The sequence below is a fragment of the Nocardioides sp. NPDC006273 genome (assembly GCF_040613495.1).
In the GTDB taxonomy this organism is placed as follows: Bacteria; Actinomycetota; Actinomycetes; order Propionibacteriales; family Nocardioidaceae; genus Nocardioides.
This window is the reverse complement of the sequence record NZ_JBEXSD010000049.1, coordinates 17958-36896: the sequence shown is the minus strand read 5'-3', so window position 1 is coordinate 36896 and position 18939 is coordinate 17958. Positions and strand designations below refer to the sequence as shown.

Annotated in this window: 19 protein-coding genes; 6 read left to right on the top strand and 13 right to left on the bottom strand. The window is 68.9% G+C overall.

Annotated elements, in window-relative coordinates; translation table 11 throughout:
• Nucleotides 1-20: 20 nt before the first annotated feature.
• The 6 genes from ABZZ22_RS19795 to ABZZ22_RS19770 form a co-directional block, all read right to left on the bottom strand.
• Complete coding sequence (locus ABZZ22_RS19795) at nt 21-731, bottom strand: hypothetical protein (protein ID WP_354934639.1); 711 nt, start codon at nt 729-731, stop codon at nt 21-23.
• Between the two features lie 15 nt (nt 732-746).
• The gene (locus tag ABZZ22_RS19790) at nt 747-1505 is read right to left on the bottom strand and encodes an ABC transporter ATP-binding protein (protein ID WP_354934636.1); all 759 of its coding nucleotides are present in this window, start codon (nt 1503-1505) and stop codon (nt 747-749) included.
• On the bottom strand, nt 1498-2229 hold the full coding sequence (locus ABZZ22_RS19785; protein ID WP_354934633.1) for an ABC transporter ATP-binding protein: 732 nt from the start codon (nt 2227-2229) through the stop codon (nt 1498-1500). The genes ABZZ22_RS19790 and ABZZ22_RS19785 overlap by 8 nt, the downstream gene beginning before the upstream one ends.
• Nucleotides 2226-3245, bottom strand: a complete 1020-nt coding sequence (locus ABZZ22_RS19780; protein ID WP_354934630.1) for a branched-chain amino acid ABC transporter permease — start codon at nt 3243-3245, stop codon at nt 2226-2228. The genes ABZZ22_RS19785 and ABZZ22_RS19780 overlap by 4 nt, the downstream gene beginning before the upstream one ends.
• Before the next feature lie 70 nt (nt 3246-3315).
• Nucleotides 3316-4200 (bottom strand): branched-chain amino acid ABC transporter permease, encoded by an 885-nt coding sequence (locus ABZZ22_RS19775; RefSeq protein ID WP_354934627.1) that lies wholly within the window; start codon nt 4198-4200, stop codon nt 3316-3318.
• A gap of 88 nt (nt 4201-4288) precedes the next feature.
• Nucleotides 4289-5530, bottom strand: coding sequence for an amino acid ABC transporter substrate-binding protein (locus ABZZ22_RS19770; protein WP_354934624.1), 1242 nt, complete (start codon nt 5528-5530; stop codon nt 4289-4291).
• A 104-nt stretch (nt 5531-5634) separates the two neighbouring features.
• Between ABZZ22_RS19770 and ABZZ22_RS19765 the strand changes: the two genes are divergently transcribed.
• Both ABZZ22_RS19765 and arfB read left to right on the top strand, forming a co-directional pair.
• A complete protein-coding gene (locus ABZZ22_RS19765) occupies nt 5635-6666 on the top strand; it encodes a LacI family DNA-binding transcriptional regulator (protein ID WP_354934621.1) in 1032 nt (343 codons plus the stop codon).
• A 38-nt stretch (nt 6667-6704) separates the two neighbouring features.
• Complete coding sequence (gene arfB, locus ABZZ22_RS19760; RefSeq protein WP_354934618.1) at nt 6705-7115, top strand: alternative ribosome rescue aminoacyl-tRNA hydrolase ArfB; 411 nt, start codon at nt 6705-6707, stop codon at nt 7113-7115.
• Between the two features lie 139 nt (nt 7116-7254).
• Here the strand turns inward: arfB and ABZZ22_RS19755 are convergent, their stop codons facing one another.
• Nucleotides 7255-7776 carry a GNAT family N-acetyltransferase gene (locus ABZZ22_RS19755; protein WP_354934615.1) on the bottom strand — a complete coding sequence of 174 codons (522 nt, stop codon included), beginning with the start codon at nt 7774-7776 and terminating at the stop codon, nt 7255-7257.
• A 91-nt stretch (nt 7777-7867) separates the two neighbouring features.
• Nucleotides 7868-9040 (bottom strand): acyl-CoA dehydrogenase family protein, encoded by a 1173-nt coding sequence (locus ABZZ22_RS19750; RefSeq protein ID WP_354934612.1) that lies wholly within the window; start codon nt 9038-9040, stop codon nt 7868-7870.
• A gap of 83 nt (nt 9041-9123) precedes the next feature.
• On the opposite strand from ABZZ22_RS19750, the gene ABZZ22_RS19745 reads away from it, so the two are divergent.
• Nucleotides 9124-9570, top strand: a complete 447-nt coding sequence (locus ABZZ22_RS19745) for a CoA-binding protein (RefSeq protein WP_354934609.1) — start codon at nt 9124-9126, stop codon at nt 9568-9570.
• Nucleotides 9571-9636: 66 nt separating this feature from the next.
• Here ABZZ22_RS19745 and purE read toward each other — a convergent pair whose 3' ends face one another.
• Nucleotides 9637-10134, bottom strand: a complete 498-nt coding sequence (purE, locus tag ABZZ22_RS19740) for a 5-(carboxyamino)imidazole ribonucleotide mutase (protein WP_354934606.1) — start codon at nt 10132-10134, stop codon at nt 9637-9639.
• 133 nt (nt 10135-10267) lie between these two features.
• On the opposite strand from purE, the gene ABZZ22_RS19735 reads away from it, so the two are divergent.
• On the top strand, nt 10268-13000 hold the full coding sequence (locus ABZZ22_RS19735; protein ID WP_354934603.1) for an SNF2-related protein: 2733 nt from the start codon (nt 10268-10270) through the stop codon (nt 12998-13000).
• A gap of 220 nt (nt 13001-13220) precedes the next feature.
• Here ABZZ22_RS19735 and ABZZ22_RS19730 read toward each other — a convergent pair whose 3' ends face one another.
• The 4 genes from ABZZ22_RS19730 to ABZZ22_RS19715 all read right to left on the bottom strand — a co-directional run bounded on the left by ABZZ22_RS19730 (nt 13221) and on the right by ABZZ22_RS19715 (nt 16841).
• Nucleotides 13221-14378, bottom strand: coding sequence for a 5-(carboxyamino)imidazole ribonucleotide synthase (locus ABZZ22_RS19730; RefSeq protein ID WP_354934600.1), 1158 nt, complete (start codon nt 14376-14378; stop codon nt 13221-13223).
• Between the two features lie 94 nt (nt 14379-14472).
• Complete coding sequence (locus tag ABZZ22_RS19725; protein ID WP_354934597.1) at nt 14473-14772, bottom strand: winged helix-turn-helix domain-containing protein; 300 nt, start codon at nt 14770-14772, stop codon at nt 14473-14475.
• A 249-nt stretch (nt 14773-15021) separates the two neighbouring features.
• Nucleotides 15022-15972 (bottom strand): adenylate/guanylate cyclase domain-containing protein, encoded by a 951-nt coding sequence (locus ABZZ22_RS19720; protein WP_354934594.1) that lies wholly within the window; start codon nt 15970-15972, stop codon nt 15022-15024.
• Nucleotides 15973-16040: 68 nt separating this feature from the next.
• Nucleotides 16041-16841 carry a biotin--[acetyl-CoA-carboxylase] ligase gene (locus ABZZ22_RS19715; RefSeq protein WP_354934591.1) on the bottom strand — a complete coding sequence of 267 codons (801 nt, stop codon included), beginning with the start codon at nt 16839-16841 and terminating at the stop codon, nt 16041-16043.
• Between the two features lie 61 nt (nt 16842-16902).
• Here ABZZ22_RS19715 and ABZZ22_RS19710 point away from each other — a divergent pair, with 61 nt between their 5' ends.
• Complete coding sequence (locus ABZZ22_RS19710) at nt 16903-18528, top strand: acyl-CoA carboxylase subunit beta (RefSeq protein ID WP_354934588.1); 1626 nt, start codon at nt 16903-16905, stop codon at nt 18526-18528.
• Nucleotides 18529-18690: 162 nt separating this feature from the next.
• Complete coding sequence (locus ABZZ22_RS19705) at nt 18691-18906, top strand: acyl-CoA carboxylase subunit epsilon (RefSeq protein WP_354934585.1); 216 nt, start codon at nt 18691-18693, stop codon at nt 18904-18906.
• Nucleotides 18907-18939 lie beyond the last annotated feature (33 nt).

The window sequence follows — 18939 nt, the reverse complement described above, 5'->3', positions numbered from 1 at the left end:
GATCTCCTTTGAGTTTCGCTCTAGCGGTGGCGGATTCCGGCGACGGTGACGTCGCGGATGCGCCCGAAGTTGTCGAAGGAGCCGAAGCCGACGCGGCCTCCGGCGAAGGTCGTGTCGGTGGCGGTCATCCGGGGCTCGTCGGCACCGTCGAGATAGACCGCGATCGCACCCGTGCGGGCGTTGTAGTCGAGACGTACGTCGTGCCACTCGGCGTCGGTGATCGACGGCGCGGCGCCGACGGTGCCGTTCCACTGGTGGTCGATCCGGAGCCGGTCGGCGTCGTTGACGACGAAGATGCCGTTGTGGGGGTAGATGGTGTTGTCGGTCGAGAGGTGGGCGTAGTAGAAGCGCGTCGGTGACTGGTAGTTCCAGACCAGGATCACGTCGCGGTTGGTGACCTCGACGGCCTCGTCGATGCGGACCTCGGCGCGGTAGGTCAGCGAGCCGAGCGCGGGACCCTTGGTCACCACGGCGTACTCGAAGGGGCGCCGCGGGCCCGAGGGCGCCGTCCCTGGCTCGGTGAGGATCACCGAGCCGTCCTCGAAGGCCCACTTCTCATCGGTCAGCGGATCCCAGTCGGCGAGGCTCGCCCTGGGTTTGACCACGGTCAGGCCGGGGCCGTCAGGCACCTGTGCCTGGGCTCCGGCAAGCGGAGCGGCCAGGACCACTGCGAGGGCGACCACACCGGCGCGTACGCCTCGCCCCACCATTCGGTTCAGCTTCCATCTCATGGTGCTTTCCTTCCCCTAATCGGGACCGTCGGTGGCCCCTGCTGAGGTTGTTGCGGCTCCCCCGAGATAGAGCTCCGCCATCCGCGGATCGGCGAGCAGGTCGGCAGCGGCGCCTGCGATGTGCACCTTCCCCAGATCGAGTACGCACCCCAGGTCTGCCGACTCCAGGGCCCGCCGGGCGTTCTGCTCGACGAGCAGGACCGCCAGACCGGCGTCCCGCATGCGTACGACCTGCTCGAACACGGTCGCGGTGGTCTTCGGGTCCAGGCCCATGCTGGGCTCGTCGAGCAGCACCACCTTCGGGCTCACCATCAGCGAGCGGGCGAACTCGACCTGCTTCTGCTGGCCGCCCGAGAGTGCACCGGCGAGGGTGTTCCAACGCTCGGCGACGACCGGGAAGAGGGTCTTCACGAAGTCGGTCCGCTCCTGGATCGCGGCCGCGTCGCGCACCGTGTAGGCGCCCAGCCCGACGTTCTCCGCGACAGTCATCTCCCTGAAGACGGAGTGGCCCTGGAGGACGTGGGCCATGCCCGCGCGGAGCATCTGCTGCGGCCCGTTGCGGGTGACGTCGACCCCGTCGACGGTGATGGTCCCCGAGCGTGGGGTCAGCATGCCGCTGGCGACCTTGAGCACGGTGGACTTGCCCGCTCCGTTCGGCCCCACCAGACAGACGATCTGACCTGCGGGAACGGTGACGGTGAGGCCTCGCAGGACCAGGGCCGCACGACCGTAGCCGGCCTCGATGTCGCGGAGCTCGAGAAGAGGTTCAGACACCAAGGTAGGCCTCCAGGACTCGTGGGTCGTTCTGCACGTCCGCCGGTGCACCGGAGGCGATCGGGCGGCCGCGGTCGAAGACCACGACATGGTCGGAGAGGCTCATCACCAGCTCCATGTTGTGCTCGACGATGACGAAGGTGCGCCCCTCCGCGTTGAGCTCGCGCACGAGCGTGGCGATCCGGCCGATCAGCGCCGGGTTCACGCCGCCTGCGGGCTCGTCGAGCATGATCGTGTCGGGCTCGGCCATCAGCACCCCGGCGAGCTCGAGCAGCTTCTGCTGCCCGTAGGAGATGTCGCGAGCCTCGCTGCGCTCGAGGTGCTCGATGCCGACCCGGGCCAGAAGCTCCCGCGCCCGGGCGATGTCGTCGGGGTTGTGCGCCCCTCGCAGCCGGTGGACCAGGCCCGTGGACCGGACTCCGGCCAGCACGTTGTCGAGGACCGTCATCCGCGGGAAGATCCGGCACAGCTGGAAGCTGCGACCGAGCCCGGCACGTGCGATCCGGTGAGGTGCGTGGCCGGTCACGTCGCGGTCCTGGTAGGTCACGGATCCCGAGTCGGGCCGGATCATCCCGGTCACGCAGTTGAAGAACGTGGTCTTGCCCGACCCGTTCGGGCCGATCAGGGCGTTGATCTTGCCCTCGTGGAAGCTGACCGTGGCCTCGTCCACGGCGCGCACGCCGCCGAAGGCCTTGGTCAGTCCCTCGGTCGTCAGGAACGTCATGACTTCGCCTCCTCGAGCGCCTTGCGCTCATCGGCCAGCTGGGCGGCATCGACCTCGCGGATCGAGGTGTCGCCGGGACGGAACCGGTCGAGCTGCGCGGTCACCCAGGGGATGACTCCGTCGGGCATGAAGAGCACGACCAGAGCGAGGAGCAGCCCGAGGGCGACCAGGTGCAGCTGGGTGTCGCCGTACTGCGTCTTGAAGAACTCGACCGCATACCCCACGATCACCGCTCCGACGACCGGACCGAGCAGGCTGCGTACGCCGCCGAGCAGCGACATCAGCACCAGATAGGAGCCGGTCAGGATCGAGAACTGGAAGATCGGGTCGAGCGAGCCGAACCAGAGGGCGTACATCCCTCCGGCCATCGCGGTCATGAACGCCGACACTATGAAGACGACCAGCTTGTAGAGATGAGTGGGCACGCCCAGCGCCTGCGCCTTGTCCTCGTCCTCCCGGATCGCCTTCAGCCCGGTGCCGAGCCGGGACCGGTCGATCACCCACCACAGCACGAGGGCGACCAGGGTCAGCGCGACGAACAGGTAGAAGAACCGCTCGTGCTGCTCGGGCCGGAGTACGTCGGTGCCGAACGGCCGCGGCACCCGGAGCCCGTTCGACCCGCCGGTCACGTCGGACCAGCTCTGCGCGACCAGCAGGAGGATGAGCACGAGCGCGATCGAGACGATCACGAACGAGGCGCCCCGGACCCGCAACGACGCGATCCCGATCGGCACCGCGGCCACGCCCACGAGCACGGCCGCGACGATCATCGACACCCACGGGTTCACGCCGGCCTCGGTCACCAGCAGCGCGGTGCCGTAGCCACCCAGCCCGGAGTAGGCGGCATGTCCCAGTGAGATGTAGCCGGTCATCCCGCCGACGAAGTTCCAGGCCACCGCGAGCGCGGCGTAGCTGGCGATCACCACCCCCACCGACAGGATGAACGGGTCCGGGGCGAGGGCCGGGAAGGCGAGCACGAGGCCCAGCGCGACAGCCGCCGCGACGAGCTTGGTCACCAGGACGGAGCGACCCGAGGACGTACGGCCTTCTCGGTCTGTCGCAGTCTTGTGTCTAGAAGCCTTGTGTCTAGAAGCGCTGAGCAAGGCGACCTCCGAAGAATCCCTGGGGGCGGAACATGAGGGTGGCGAAGAGGGCGAGGTAGAAGACCGTCTGTGCCCAGGTGGTGCCCATCGGGATCTGCAGCAGGCTCTGGGTCACCCCGAGGAGGATCGCCGCGATCGCGGCGCCTGGGATGCTGCCCAGGCCGCCGATCACGATGATCGCCATCAGCGGTCCGATCCAGTGCCAGTGCAGCGAGGGATAGATGGTGGCGTCGAGCGCTAGCGCGGTGCCACCGACCGCCGCGGTCGCCAGGCCGAGCCCGAAGCCGAAACCGGCGATCCGGTCGGTGTCGATGCCGAGCAGCTGGGCGGCCTCACGGTGCTGGATCGTCGCGCGCAGCGCCTGGCCGAAGCGGGTCTTCTTGAGCAGCAGGTAGAGCGCCAGGAGCGAGACCGCGGCCAGCCCGAAGGCGACCAGCTTGACCACCGCGATCCGCGCGCCCCACAGCTCCAGGCTCGCGCTCGAGTAGTCGAGCTGGATCCGCCGCTGGGTGCCGGAGAAGAGGTAGCCGAGGCCGCCCTCGATGACCAGTGCGATCGCGAAGGTCAGCAGCACCGACATCATCGTCAGCGTCGCCGGCCGCAGCCGGGAGAGCAGCGCACGCTGCATCGCGTAGCCGGCTGCGAAGAAGAGCGGCACGGTGATGACCAGCGAGAGCAGCGGGTCGAGCCCGGTCTGCGTGGTGAAGAACCAGGCCAGGTACGCAGCCAGGATCAGGAACGCGGAGTGGGCGATCATCACGACCCGCATGACGCCGAAGTAGAGCGTCAGGCCGGCGGCGAGCAGGGCGTAGAGGCCTCCGAGCAGCAGCCCCAGGATCAGGCTCTGCAGGAGAAGCGCCCCCGTCACGCGCCCACCTCCGTAGCGCAAGCGCCAGGATACGGACGCGGGCGCGTGATGATCCGATGGCTCGCTCGCTGACGCTCGCTCACGTGGCTCACCACGCCGGCTTCGGGAAGATGAACTCGGCCTCGGCCTGGTCCTCCGGCAGGACGATCTTGATCTCGCCGTCCACCCACTGCTGGACCATGTGGGCGCTCTGTGGGCGACCCTTGTCGTCCCAGCTCAGCGGCCCCACGACAGTCTCGACCTCGTTCTCGTGCAACCAGTCGATCAGCTTGGACTGGCAGTCGGGGTCGGGCTCGGCGCACTCGACCGCCTCGACCGCCGCCGCGACGACCTGACCGGTGGTCCAGGCGTTGGCCTCGTCCTCACCCGGTGCCTCGCCGTGCTTCTCCTCGTAGAACTTCACGAACTCCTGGTTCTCGGGGTAGGCCGCCTTCGTCGTGTAGCCGGTGGGCGCGATGATGCCCTGCGTCTTGTCGCCGATCGCCTTGGCGAACTCGGTCTCGGTCGGCGCGGTCGAGAACGCGGCCAGCTTGGGCTGATAGTTGAGCTGCTGCAGCGCGACGATCAGGTTGACGCCGTCCTGGTACTGGCTGCCGCCCACGACCATGTCGGCCTTGCTGTCGGCGATCTTGGCGGCGATGCCGCTGAAGTCGGTCGTGTTGGGCGGGTAGACCTCGTCCGCGACGGTCTTGACGCCACCCTCCTCCAGCGCGTCCTTGAGGCCGTAGGCGGTGCCCTGGGCGAACGGGTCGTCCATGGAGGCGTACGCCGCGGTCTTGGGCCGCTCGCTCTCCGGCATCGCCAGGATGTGCTCGGCGAGGAGCTTGTAGTGGTCGTTCGCGACGGCGGGGGCGGCGTAGAAGAGGTTGTCGAAGCCCTCCTCGAAGACCTCGGGCGCCGCACCGGCGGGCTCGACGAAGAGGTAACCGTAGTCCTGGGCTACCTGGGCGGCCGGGATCACCAGCCGGGTCGAGAACGGCCCGACGATCAGGTCGACCTGCTCCTGGTTGATCAGCTTCTCGTAGTCGGCGGCGACGCGCTCGGCGCTGGACTGGTCGTCGAGCATCTCCAGTCGTACGTCGCGGCCGAGCAGGCCGCCGTTGGCGTTGACGTATTCGGCCCAGGCCTCATATCCGCGCTGGATGCCCTTGCCGGGCTCGCTGAAGTCGCCGGTCAGGGGCAGCGAGATGCCGATCACGATCTCGTCGTCGCCGCCTCCTTCCTCGGCGCCGCCACAGGCGGCGAGGGTGGAGGCGAGAGTCACGGCCGCTGCTGCAGCCAGGGTTGCTCTGAACCGCTTGCTCGCGGTGGGGGTCTTCGTGAAGCGCATCTGCGGGTCTCCTCTACGAAAGCGCTTACGTAAGCGTTTACGATGACGTTACCGACTCTCGCTTAGTGTGGCAAGAGTCACATTCCTGACGACAAGGGGCATCGATGGTCCGAACCAACCGCTCCCCCCGCCTGATCGATGTCGCGCATGCATCCGGCGTCTCGATCGCAACCGCCTCCCGCGCGCTCTCGGGGACCCCGGGCGTGAGCGACTCGGTGGCTGAGAAGGTCCGCCAGGCGGCACGCGAGCTCGGCTACGTCGCCAACCTCCACGCCCGCTCGCTCGCCAGCGGGTCGACCGCGACCATCGGGCTCGTCGTGCACGAGATCGGCGACCCCTACTTCTCCGAGATCGCCAGCGGCGTGCTCAGCCTCGCCGCAGAGAACGGCCGCACCGTCCAGATCTGCCACACCGGCCGCGATCCCGAGGCCGAGGTCGAGCAGGTACGCAGTCTGGTGGCCAACCGCGTCGGCGCGATCCTGATCGCGGGGTCGGGCTTCGTGGACGCCTCGGTTGAGGCACCGATGCGGCTCGAGGTGCAGCGCTACGCGGAGGCGGGCGGCCGCGTCGCCGTCGTCGGCCGGCACCACCTCGGGGTCGACAGCGTGCTGCCGGACAACCGCCCCGGCGGCCGCGCCGTAGCCGAGCACATCCTGGGCCTGGGCCACCGTCGCATCGTCGTGGTCTCGGGCACGCTGGAGCTGACCACCGTCGCCGACCGCCTCGAAGGTGTGCGCGACGCACTCGAGGCGGCAGGACTCGACGCCGGCGACGTACCCGTTCTCCAAGGGCCGTTCACCCGCGAGGGCGGACGCGAGTGCATCCGCCGGATGCTCGCCGACCACCCGCGTACGACCGCAGTCATCGCCCTCAACGACGACATGGCCATCGGATGCCTCTCCCAGCTGCGCAGCTCCGGGGTCTCGGTGCCCGGCCAGGTCTCGGTCAGCGGCTTCGACGACGTCGCCGTCGCCCAAGACCTGTCCCCCGGACTCACCACCGTCCGCCTGCCGATGGCTGAGATGGGCGCCCGGGCGCTGGCGCTGGCGTTGAAGGAACCCGGCGCACGCGCCCGGCGGCAGCGGGTCCCCGCCGAGCTCGTGGTGCGCGACTCGACCGGGCCCGCCGCTCGGTAGCCCCGCGGACTAGGGTTCTTCGAGTGAAGGATCTTCGAGTGTCGCCGGGCCCTGGGCTGCCCGACGGTCTCGTCATTCCCGACGCCGAGCTGGTCGAACGCTTCTCCCGCTCTCCCGGCCCAGGCGGGCAGTCGGTCAACACCACCGACTCCCGCGTCGAGCTCTCCTGGGACCCGGCCGAGTCATCCGCCCTCGACGAGCGCCAGCGCGCCCGCCTCCTCGCCCGCTCCCCCGGCCCGATCCACGTCGTCTCCCACGAGCAGCGCTCCCAGCACCGCAACCGCATCACCGCGCGCGAGCGTCTGGCCGAGCGCGTACGCGAGCTTCTCGCCCCACCACCCCCGACCCGCCGCCCCACCAAGCCCACCCGCGGCTCCAAGGAGCGCCGCCTTGACGCCAAGCGTCAACGCGGCCAGACCAAACAGCTCCGCGGCCGCGTCCAGGACTGACCCGCCGAGGCGTCACCCCCGTCGGCCGAGACGTCACGTACGTCGGCCGACATGCCATCCACATGACATCTCGATTCGCCGGAGCGACGCTTCGGCCGACCGGGGCGACTTCTCGGCCGACGTACCCGCCCTCTCGCCGTCAGGCGGGATCGGGGTCGGTAGCCAGCCGGGCGTGGGTCTCGGTGTCGTAGCGGACGCCGTCGTACAACAGCTTCTGCCGCTCGCGGCCCTCGACGAGGAAGCCTGCCGAGGTCGCGACGCGGCACGAGCCGGGATTGTCGATACGGTGACCGGTCTCGAGGCGGAACAGACCGAGCTCATCGAAGCAGTGCTTCGCCAGCAGCTTCAGGCCGGTGCCGCCGACGCCCTTGCCGCGATGCTCCTCGAGGGTCCAGTAGGAGATCCAGCCGATGCCATGGACGCGCAGCTGGGTCGTGACCCGCATCTGACCGAGGACGTCGTCTCCGTCGACGACGGCGAAGGTGTAGGCACGATCGGCATCCGCCTCCTCCGCCCACCCCGCGATCAGTCGCTCGGCGTCCTCGACGGTGGCCACGTCGCCGGGCCTCTCCGTCGCCATCCCCGCCCCGCTGTACGCCGCGAGCAGAACCCCCGCGTCCGACGCCTGCCACTCCCGGAGCCGAAACCCGTCATCTCCCATGGCGCAGACGATAGCGCCGGCACCAGAACGCACCGATCGTGCACATGCACGATCGGTGCACTGCGCCTGGCCGGCGCAGTGCACCGATCGGTCACAGGGTCGACTGGATACCGGCGAGCAGCTGGCGGGCCATGACGATGCGCTGGACCTGGTTGGTGCCCTCGTAGATCTGGGTGATCTTGGCGTCGCGCATCATCCGCTCGACCGGGTAGTCACGCGTGAAGCCGTAGCCACCCAACAGCTGGACGGCGTCGGTGGTGACCTGCATCGCGACGTCGGAGGCGAAGGCCTTGGCCGCAGCACCGAAGAAGGTGAGGTCCTTGTCGCCGCGCTCGGAGCGACCCGCGGCGGCGTAGGTGAGCTGGCGAGCGGCCTCGATCTTCATGCCCATGTCGGCGATCATGAACTCCAGGCCCTGGAACTCCGCGATCGGCTTGCCGAACTGCTTGCGCTCCTTCATGTAGCCCAGCGCGTAGTCGAGCGCACCCTGGGCGACGCCGACGGCCTGCGCGGCGATGGTGATGCGGGTGTGGTCGAGAGTCTGCATGGCGTAGGCGAAACCCATGCCCTCCTCGCCGATGATTCGGTCGGCGGGGATGCGTACGTTGTCGAAGTAGACCTCGCGGGTGGGCGAGCCCTTGATACCCAGCTTCTTCTCCGGGGCACCGAACGAGACGCCCTCATCCGACTTCTCCACGACGAAGGCAGAGATGCCCTTCGAGCGCTTCTCCGGGTCGGTCACGGCCAGGACGGTGTAGTACTCCGAGACGCCCGCGTTGGTGATCCAGCGCTTGACGCCGTTGAGCACCCAGAAGTCACCATCGCGTACGGCCCGGGTCTTCTGGTTGGCGGCGTCCGAGCCCGCGTCGGGCTCGGAGAGGCAGTAGGAGAAGTTGCCCTCGCCGGCCGCGAGCTTGCCGAGGTACTTCTTCTTGAGCTCCTCGGAGCCACCGATCTGCACCGGCAGCGAGCCGAGCTTGTTGACCGCCGGGATCAACGAGGCCGAGACGTCCGCGCGGGCGATCTCCTCGATGACCAGGACGGTCGCGAGCGCGTCGGCACCGACACCGCCGTACGCCTCCGGCACGTGCGGCGCGAAGAACTCGGTCTCGACCAGCGCGTCGTGCGCCTCCTGCGGGTAGCGAGCCTCCTCATCGACCGCGGCTGCGGCCGGCGCGATCTTGGCGTCGCAGATCTCGCGGATGGCCTTGCGGATCTCCTGGTGCTCCTCGGAGAGGGCGAACAACGGGTAGTCAGCGCTCATGTGTCGCAGTTTATGACCATTAACTACTCACCGGTAATGCCGGCGCCCCGGAATCCTTCTGGCCGCCGTCTCGTTACCCCGACATGACTGCCGCCTGGCTCGACTCCGACACCATCGACAACCTCCTCGACGACAGCGAGACGTGGGCCGTGGTCGGCCTCTCCGGCGACCCCTACCGGACCGCATACTCGATCGCGCAGGAGCTCCAGCAGCACGGCAAGCGGATCATCCCGATCCACCCCGGCGCCGCAGCCGAGGGCAAGGAGGTGCTCGGCGAGAAGGTCTACGCGTCCCTGGCCGAGGCCGCCGCAGCCGTCGGGAAGATCGACGTCGTCGACGTCTTCCGCCGCTCCGAGGCCGCCGGGCAGTTCGCTGATGAGGCCGTGGCCATCGGTGCGGGCGGCGTCTGGTTCCAGATGGGCGTGGTCGACGAGGCCGCCTTCGAGCGCACCGCCGCTGCCGGCGTACCGATGGTCATGGACACCTGCCCCAGCAAGATCTGGTTCGAACGGCAGCGCGCTCAGGCCTGACCTGACCGGGACGAACCGAGGTTGTGAAGCTCAAAGTGACCTATAGACCACGCTGAGTTTCACAACTCACGATCGGGTGGCGTTGCGGACGACCTCGCCCTTGGCCGCTGCCAGCTCGGCCAGGGACTTCTCGTACGCCACCAGCTTCTGCTGCAGCTCGGGGTCGGAGACACCGAGGATGCGGGCGGCGAGGATGCCGGCGTTCTTCGAGTTGCCGATGGCGACGGTGGCGACCGGGATGCCACCGGGCATCTGGACGATCGACATCAGCGAGTCCATGCCGTCGAGGTACTTGAGCGGCACGGGGACCCCGATGACGGGCAGCGGAGTGACCGAGGCGAGCATGCCCGGGAGCGCGGCGGCACCGCCCGCGCCGGCGATGATCACCGAGAGGCCGCGACCGGCGGCCTCGCGGCCGTAGTCGAGCATCTCCTGCGGCATCCGGTGGGCCGACTTCACGTCGGCCTCCCACTCGATGCCGAACTCGTCGAGAAGCTCGGCTGCCGCCTTCATCGTCGGCCAGTCGGAGTCGGACCCCATCACGATTCCCACGCGTGCACTCATAGGGACAGGCTATGTGGCGTCCCACGTCGCGGGCGTCATCGGTCCGACCTTCGCCCGTCATCTCGATGTCGGTGCAGCCCGCTAGGGTCATCCGACGCCGTCCCGCAGTCCCCCGCGACCCCCACAAAGGCAGATGGATCCAGCTACGAGCACCGACGTCGTCCTCAGCGCGCCACCGACCCGAGCCACGGTCGAGCGGTTCGCCGGTCTGAGCAAGGCGGAGCGCAAGGCGCTCCCGGCCCGGCTGCGGCAGGTCTCGTCCTGGTCCAGGCAGGCGGCGTCGGCGACCGGGGCGCGGGCCGAGATCGAGCGGGACGCGGCTGCGGCGGTCGACCACTATCGAGCGAGCGCGGCCGAGCTGAAGCGGGCGGCGCAGGTGGCCTGGCGCAGCATCGCGCTCGACCGGAGCGATGGCCCGCGACTGGCCGCGATCGCGCGACGTCACGCGCTCGACCCCGTCGACGAGGCCACCCAGGAGCTCGTCGACGCGCTGGCCGATGTCGCCGGCGATGCCGCGCAGGCGAAGAAGGCCTACGGCGCGCGGCGCCTGCTGTCGCGCGCGAGCCGCCGCGAGGAAGCGGAGCTAGCCGGGAAGCGTGTTCTCGACCTTCACCGATGGGCGAATGAGGCGGAGGCCACCCGGCTGCTCGGTGAGCTGGCCAGAATTCCCGACCGGCGCCGGGTCCGGATCCGCGAGGCGCTGCTGCCGAGCGTCGGCCTCCTGCCGGCGCTCGCGAGCCTCGGCTCGGACGCGGTCCTCTCCCACCGCAAGGGCATCTTGGTCCTGCGCAACGAGGGCGAGGCGCTCAACGAGGCCAGGCGCTCCGAGGAGCCCGCTCGCCGGGCCGCGACCGAGGCCGGCAACGCGGTCAGGAGCGCTGACACCGACACCGCGGTCAGGTCACTGCCGGTGGAGGAGCTGGCCGATCTCGTACGCATCGAGCCCCTCCTCGAGGCCGGGATCCGCACCGTCCACGAGGTGATCCGGCCCACCTCAGACCTGCGCGAGCTGCCGGGCGTGGGACCCGCCACCGCGATGCGGATGCAGGAGGCGGCACAGGCCCTGTGGCAGCGCACCTACGACGAGATGCCGCTCGCCATCGACAACGAGGCCCGCACCCCGGCAGCCACCAGGCTGCTCGCGCGTCTGGCGGAGTGGGAGGCTGGGCGGCGTACGAAGGATGCGGGGGCGGAGCTGGCGCTGGTCCAGTCGCTGCGGCCGCTGACCCGGCCCCTCGCTCAGTCGTCCAACGGCGGCGCGAAGTTCTACCTGATCCTGGCCGGCGCGGCCAGCCTCGACGACTTCCAGGGCGCGCTGCGCGCGATCGCGCATCGGGCCGAGATGGCGCGCCGGGTGCGTCCGGGAAACCGGCCCGCCGACCCGTGGGACGATTTCGAGAAGCGACCGGCCGACTACTACGCGATGCTCTCCGAGCTCGGCTTCCTCACCGAGGACGAGGACAAGATCCACGGCGACCTGTCGGCCGAGATCGTCGAGGCGGTGCGCGCGCAGGAGTTGCGCACCAACAACCTGACCGCCTCGCTGCGCGGCTACCAGCACTTCGGCGTCCGCTTCGCACTCGTGCAGATGAAGGTGATCATCGGGGACGAGATGGGCCTCGGCAAGACCCTCCAGTCGCTGGCGGTGCTCGCCCACCTGCACGACATGGGCGCGTCGCACACGTTGGTGGTCTGCCCGGCCGCCGTGGTCACCAACTGGGTGCGCGAGACCGACTCGAAGACGACCCTGATCCCCCACCGGCTCCACGGCAACCGGCGGCTGAAGGCCGCCAAGGTCTGGGTCGAGCAGGGTGGCGTCGCGGTCACCACCTACGAGACCCTCAACGCGATCCAGCCGCTCCTCGATCAGGTCGAGGTCGCCTGCGTCGTGGTCGATGAGGCACACATGATCAAGTCGCCCCGGACCCAGCGCACCGAACGCGTACGCCGGGTGCTGGACTCCTCCGAGCGCGCCATCCTGCTCACCGGGACCCCGATGGAGAATCGCATCGAGGAGTTCCGCAACCTGGTCTCCTACCTCCGCCCCGACCTGCTGCTCTCCGCGGACGAGTTCAACCCGCATCGGTTCCGCAAGCAGGTCGCGCCCGTCTACCTGCGCCGCAACCAGGAGGACGTGCTCACCGAGCTGCCCGGCCTCGTCGAGGTCGAGGACTGGCTGCCTCTGTCTACGGCCGACGAGAGGGCGTACGCCGAGAGCGTCCGCGACGGCAACTTCATGGCCATGCGCCAGGCCGCGATGCTCCACGGCACCTCGTCGGCGAAGGTCGAGCGGCTGATCGAGATCGTCGGCGAGGCCGAGGAGAACGGCCGCCGCGTGATCGTGTTCTCCCACTTCAGGAAGGTCCTCGACGACCTGGTCACGCTGCTCCCGGGCGACGTCTTCGGCCCGCTCACCGGGTCGGTGCCGGCCGAGGAGCGCCAGCGGATGGTCGACGAGTTCTCCGCAGCCGGCCACGGCGCGGTCCTGGTCAGCCAGATCCTCGCGGGTGGCGTGGGCCTCAACATCCAGTCGGCCAGCGTCGTCGTCATCTGCGAGCCCCAGCTCAAGCCGACCATCGAGTGGCAGGCGATCGCGCGCGCCCGCCGGATGGGTCAGCTCCAGTCGGTCCAGGTCCACCGCCTGCTCTCCGAGGTCGGCGTCGACCAGCGCATCCACGACATCCTCGCCGCCAAGGCCGAGCTCTTCGACGACTTCGCCCGGGTCAGCGCCACCGCGGCCAGCAGCCCCGAGGCGTACGAGACCTCCCACCCCGACGCCGCGGTCACCGCCCTCGCGGCCGAGGCCTCCGACGCCGAGATCGCCCGCGACGTCGTCGCCACCGAGCGCCATCGCCTAGGCATCTGAAGCCTCGCCGAAACTGCACTTGTGGCGGGCCGAATCTGCACCTTTGGCGAACCGAAACCACACTTCTGGCGGGCCGAGACTGCACTCGTGCAGCGGCCGCCAAAAGTGCGGTTTCGGCCCCCACAACTACAGACTCGACGCCCACAACTGCAGTTTCACCTCGCCATAACTGCAGACTCGGCCCGCCACAAGTGCGGACTCGGCGGGCGGGGCGGGTGAGCTAGTCGGAGTCGTTGCCGAGATCGCCCTGGAACCAGTCGGCGGCGTGGCGGGCGCGCTCGAGGCAGTCGTCGAGGTCGTCGCCGTAGACGTTGACGTGGCCGACCTTGCGCCCCGGGCGCATCTCCTTGCCGTAGAGGTGGACGCGGAGGTGGGGGTCGCGGGCCATGGCATGCGGGAAGCCGTCGTAGAGGCGGCCGACGTTCTCCCTGGTCGAGCCGAGGATGTTGACCATCACCGACCACTTCGCGCGCGGCGCGGGAGAGCCCAGCGGAAGGTCCATCACCGCACGCAGATGGTTCTCGAACTGCGAGGTGACGGCACCGTCCTGGGTCCAGTGGCCGGTGTTGTGGGGACGCATGGCGAGCTCGTTGACCAGCAGCCGGCCGTCGACGGTCTCGAACATCTCGACCGCCAGGATGCCGACGACGCCGAGCTCGCCCGCGATGCGCAGCGCGATCTGCTCACCCTCGACAGCGAGCTCGGGCGAGAGGTCGGGCGCCGGGGCGATGACCTCCTTGCAGACGCCGTTCTCCTGGTAGGTGTGCACGACCGGGTACGCAGCGGCCTGGCCGCTCGGCGAACGGGCGACGATCGCGGAGAGCTCCCGGCGGAAGTCGACCAGCTCCTCGGCCAGGACCTGGACGCCAGCCTCCTCCGCGATGCGGAGCGGCTCGGCGACGTCGTCGACGCCGCGTACGACCCAGACGCCCTTGCCGTCGTAGCCGCCGCGAGTGGTCTTGAGCACGCACGGGAAACCGAAGGACTCGATCTCGGCGACGGAGGAGACGATGGCGTTGCGCGGGCACGGGATGCCGAGCTCGGTCAGTCGGGCGCGCATGACGCCCTTGTCCTGGGCGTGCACGAGCGCGTCGGGCCCCGGTCGGACCGCGACGCCGGCGGCCGAGAGCGCGTGCAGGTGCTCGGTCGGGACGTGCTCGTGGTCGAAGGTGACCACCTCGCAACCCTCGGTGATCTTCTTCAACGTGTCCAGGTCACGGTAGTCGCCGACCATCTGGTCGGGGATGACCTGAGCGGCCGACACACCCTCACCCTCGGCGAGGAGCCGGAGCGGGAGGCCGAGCGCGATTGCAGGCTGAGCCATCATGCGGGCCAGCTGGCCACCGCCGATGATCGCAAGTGTCGGTGCGAGGGTCACGACGACAGGGTAATGAGCCTGCCCTGCCGGGGCCGATTTCACGGATCCCCCTCACGCAATCCGCGAGATCCGGCCCCGGCAGGTTCAGCGAAGGTCAGGCCTTCTCGAAGCGCAGGCCCTTGCCGCGCAGCGTGGTGATCAGATGGGGCTTCCGAGGGTCGTCGCCCAACTTCCGACGCACCCATCCCAGGTGGACGTCGATGGTCTTCGACGAGGTGTAGAAGGTCGCGTTCCACACGTCCCTCATCAACTCGTCGCGGGAGACGACACTGCCAGCCCTCTTGATCAGGGCATGGACCAGGTCGAACTCCTTGCGAGAGAGCGTCAGCTCCTCATCGTTCCGCCATGCTCGCCGCGTCTCGGGGTCGAGCTTGATCTCCTGTACCTCGATCATGAGATCGACATTAGGGAGGTAAAGAGCCCTTGGCAAAGGATTGCACGATATTGCCAGTGACATTTTCATGCCACAGTGCAACGAATTGGGCATGACAAACGTGCACCCCCGAATGGCGCTCTCCACCATGCCCATGAAGGCACCGTCAGGTAAAGCAGTGAGGGCGTGCCGTTGATCTACTGTTAACTAGAACGGAACGTGAACAGATCCGCGAAATCGCAGGTCAGAAGGGTTCTCGACGGTAACGATTCAGACACGACGGACAGCGACGGGCTCCACGATCCCGAAGCCCCGAACCGGTCGAGCGGCCAGTCGCCGGGTCTCGAACTCGTCCTCGGGCATGGACCCGGAGGTCGCCTCGTCGACGATGATCCGGTTGCGGCGAGCGACAGCAGTCAGCCGCGCGGCCATGTTCACCGGCGGCCCGAAGACGTCCCCCAAGCGCGAGACGACGTTGCCGGATGCGAGCCCGACGCGTACGTCCGGCATCCGCGGGTCGCGGCCGATCACGTTGATGATCCCCTCGGCGGTGCCGTAGGCCTGCAGCGGGTCGTCGTTGACGAAGAGGACCGAGTCACCCAGCGACTTGATGATCCGACCGCCCCAGGTCGCGACCACGTCGGCGCACCGCGATTCGAAGAGCTCGACCAGGTCGCCGATCTTCTCCTCGGTCAGCGTGTTCGACAGCGCGGTGAACGAGACGATGTCGGCGAACCCGACGGTCTGCCAGACCGTGCCGAGCTGCTCCTCCGGTCCGGCGATCGACGCCTCGGCCCGGGCCAGCGCGGCGCGCATGTGCCGGCGCCAGGCGAAGATCATCATCTCCTCGAAAGCGCTCTCGAACTGCTCCGAGACCGAGACGGTCGCCTTCAGCATCTCGGCAGGCGTACGGTCGTCCTCGTCCTGCGTCTCGACGTGGTGCAGCAGCGCGGAGACCTCGTAGTCGGAGAGTCGCGCCATCGACTGTCCGATACCGCGGGTCAGGTTGACGACCAGGTCAAAGCTCACCAGCCCGTTGCCCGCGATCTCGTTGGCCTTGGCGAGGGCGTTCACGTCGGCCTCGTCGAAGAACGCCTCGTCGTCCCCGATCTCCGGGAACCCCAGAGCGCGCCACAGACGTTTCGCCTGTTCCAGGCTCACGCCTGCCTTCTCAGCGACCTCCGCCGAGGTCAGGTTGACGGGCTGCTTCGATTTCGCCACGACCCGATCATGCCATCCGGCTCGTCACGACCGCCGGTCACGAGCCCGGTCGAGCGCCCCGGTCACGGCTACGGACGGAGCCGAGCGTGGATCACGTCGCCCGCGCCGACCACCCGCGGCCCCTCGCCGGTCGCGATGACCAGCCGGCCGAAGTCGTCGATCGCGGTGGCCACGCCCTCCCACACCTCGCCACCCGGCAGCTCGGCCCGGACCTGCTCGCCCACGGTCACCGACAGCTCTCGGTAGCGACTGGCGAGCTCGTCGGGCGCCGACCCCCAGATCTCGTACGCCGCCCCCAGCTCCGCCAGCAACGCGGCCAGCACCTCGGTGCGATCGACGGGTGCACCGCTCTCCAGCTCCAACGAGGTGGCGTTCTCGATCGGCAGCTCCTCGCGGGTCTGCGAGGTGTTGAGCCCGAACCCGATCACGGCCGCCGCACCCGTCTCGGTGGTCGAGCTTGTCGAGACCTCGATCCGCTCGATCAGGATCCCGCACACCTTGCGACCCTCGATGAGCACGTCGTTGGGCCACTTCAGCCCCGCTGCGTACCCCATCTGCCGCAGCGCGGAGGCGACGGCGACGCCGGTCATCAGCGGCAGCCACGGCCACCGCTCCACCGGGATCGACGGGGAGGGCCGCAGCAGTGCGGAGACGGCCAGCGCCGAGCGCGCCGGGGTCGTCCAGCCTCTGTCGAGCCGCCCTCGGCCCGCGGTCTGGTGCTCGGTGGTGATCACCAGACCCGGCGCCTCGGCCGAACGCGCCCGCGCAGCCAGGGCCGCGTTCGTCGAGGGCGTCTCGTCGAGGATCTCGACCCGCCAGCCGCCTCGTAGCGCACGGAGCCGGGCGTGGTCAAGTGACGGGCGTCGCATCGCAGATGGTGGCACGGGCATTAGATTGGCCCTCGCACCGCCCGAAGTCCAAAGGAGCACCGTGAGCGCCGAACCCACCAACGAGCCAGTCATCGACCTGCACACGACCGCCGGGAAACTGGCCGAGCTGGAGCGTCGTCTCGACGAGGCCGTCCACGCCGGCTCCGCCAAGGCTGTCGAGAAGCAGCACGCGAAAGGACGCCAGACCGCCCGCGAGCGCATCGAGATGCTGCTCGACGAGGGCTCCTTCCAGGAGGTCGACGAGCTGGCCCGTCACCGCAGCACCGCGTTCGGTCTGGAGAAGAACCGCCCCTTCGGCGACGGCGTGGTCACCGGCTACGGCACCATCGACGGCCGCCAGGTCTGCGTCTTCTCCCAGGACTTCACCGTCTTCGGCGGGTCGCTGGGTGAGGTCTACGGCGAGAAGATCACCAAGATCATGGACCTCGCCATCAAGACCGGCTCCCCGCTGATCGGGATCAACGAGGGTGCCGGCGCGCGCATCCAGGAGGGCGTGGTCTCCCTGGGGCTCTACGGCGAGATCTTCAAGCGCAACGTCCACGCGAGCGGCGTGATCCCGCAGATCAGCCTCATCATGGGCAACTGCGCCGGCGGCCACGTCTACTCCCCGGCCGTCACCGACTTCACGATCATGGTCGACAAGACCTCCGGCATGTTCATCACCGGCCCCGACGTCATCAAGACGGTCACCGGCGAGGACATCACCATGGAGGAGCTCGGCGGCGCGCTCGCCCACAACTCCAAGTCGGGCGTGGCCCACTACATGGGCTCCGACGAGGAGGACGCGATCGAGTACGTCAAGGCGCTGCTCTCCCACCTCCCCTCCAACAACATGGAGGAGCCGCCGGCCTACGAGGTCTCGACAGGCTCGACCACCGGAGCCGACCTGGAGATCTCCGACCTCGACCGCGAGCTCGACACCTTCATCCCTGACGGTGGCAACCAGCCCTACGACATGCACGAGGTCATCTCGCACATCGTCGACGACGAGGAGTTCCTCGAGGTGCAGGCGCTGTGGGCGCCCAACATCATCATCGGCTACGCCCGCATCGAGGGCCGACCGGTCGGCATCGTGGCCAACCAGCCGATGCAGTTCGCCGGCTGCCTCGACATCGACGCCTCCGAGAAGGCCGCCCGCTTCGTCCGCACCTGCGACGCCTTCAACGTCCCCGTCATCACCTTCGTCGACGTGCCCGGTTTCCTGCCCGGCACCGACCAGGAGCACAACGGCATCATCCGCCGCGGCGCCAAGCTGATCTACGCCTACGCCGAGGCCACCGTCCCGCTGGTCACGATCATCACCCGCAAGGCCTACGGCGGCGCGTACGACGTGATGGGCTCCAAGCACCTCGGCGCCGACATCAACCTCGCCTGGCCGACCGCCCAGATCGCGGTCATGGGCGCCCAGGGCGCGGCCAACATCGTCCACCGCCGCACCCTGGCCGAGATCGAAGCCGCCGGCGGCGACGTCGAGGCCAAGCGTGCCGAGCTGATCGACGAGTACGAGACCACGCTGGCCAACCCCTACATCGCCGCCGAGCGCGGCTATGTCGACGCGGTCATCCCGCCGCACGAGACCCGCGCCGAGGTCACCCGCGCGCTCCGTCTCCTGCGCACCAAGCGCGAGACCTTGCCCGCGAAGAAGCATGGCAATATCCCGCTCTGATGCGAGCGCAGCGAGCGAGGAGCGGGATATTGCCTGCTTCTTCGCAAGCGCGCCGAGTCGGCGCAAACTGCCCGCAGCGAAGCGAAGCGAGCGAGGACAGTTTGCGCCGACTCGGCGAAAGCCCGACGTAAGGCAGACCGAGAACCGAAAGGTGGTCACGGAATGACCAACCCCGAAGAGCAGAAGCCCCTGCTCAAGGTCATCGACCAGAACGCCACCCCCGAGGACGTAGCCGCGATCGTCGCCGTCTTCTCGGCCCTGGGATCGGCGGGCGAGCCCCCGAAGAAGAAGCCGCGCTCCCTCTGGGCCACCCCCCAGCTGCGTGCCCCTCTCCACCCCAGCCCCAACGCCTGGCGCGCCAGCGGTCTGCCTCGCTGAGGAGGGCCGCGATCGACTACGGAGCTCCTGAGA

Bases quoted from the DNA above. Each gene is read 5' to 3' on its own strand.
- ABZZ22_RS19750 (WP_354934612.1), bottom strand. From the start codon at position 9,040: ATGAGCGCTGACTACCCGTTGTTCGCCCTCTCCGAGGAGCACCAGGAG.
- ABZZ22_RS19705 (WP_354934585.1), top strand. From the start codon at position 18,691: ATGACCAACCCCGAAGAGCAGAAGCCCCTGCTCAAGGTCATCGACCAG.
- ABZZ22_RS19745 (WP_354934609.1), top strand. From the start codon at position 9,124: ATGACTGCCGCCTGGCTCGACTCCGACACCATCGACAACCTCCTCGAC.
- ABZZ22_RS19715 (WP_354934591.1), bottom strand. From the start codon at position 16,841: ATGCGACGCCCGTCACTTGACCACGCCCGGCTCCGTGCGCTACGAGGC.
- ABZZ22_RS19725 (WP_354934597.1), bottom strand. From the start codon at position 14,772: ATGATCGAGGTACAGGAGATCAAGCTCGACCCCGAGACGCGGCGAGCA.
- ABZZ22_RS19765 (WP_354934621.1), top strand. From the start codon at position 5,635: ATGGTCCGAACCAACCGCTCCCCCCGCCTGATCGATGTCGCGCATGCA.
- ABZZ22_RS19735 (WP_354934603.1), top strand. From the start codon at position 10,268: ATGGATCCAGCTACGAGCACCGACGTCGTCCTCAGCGCGCCACCGACC.
- ABZZ22_RS19755 (WP_354934615.1), bottom strand. From the start codon at position 7,776: ATGGGAGATGACGGGTTTCGGCTCCGGGAGTGGCAGGCGTCGGACGCG.
- ABZZ22_RS19785 (WP_354934633.1), bottom strand. From the start codon at position 2,229: ATGACGTTCCTGACGACCGAGGGACTGACCAAGGCCTTCGGCGGCGTG.
- purE (WP_354934606.1), bottom strand. From the start codon at position 10,134: ATGAGTGCACGCGTGGGAATCGTGATGGGGTCCGACTCCGACTGGCCG.
- ABZZ22_RS19795 (WP_354934639.1), bottom strand. From the start codon at position 731: ATGAGATGGAAGCTGAACCGAATGGTGGGGCGAGGCGTACGCGCCGGT.
- ABZZ22_RS19770 (WP_354934624.1), bottom strand. From the start codon at position 5,530: ATGCGCTTCACGAAGACCCCCACCGCGAGCAAGCGGTTCAGAGCAACC.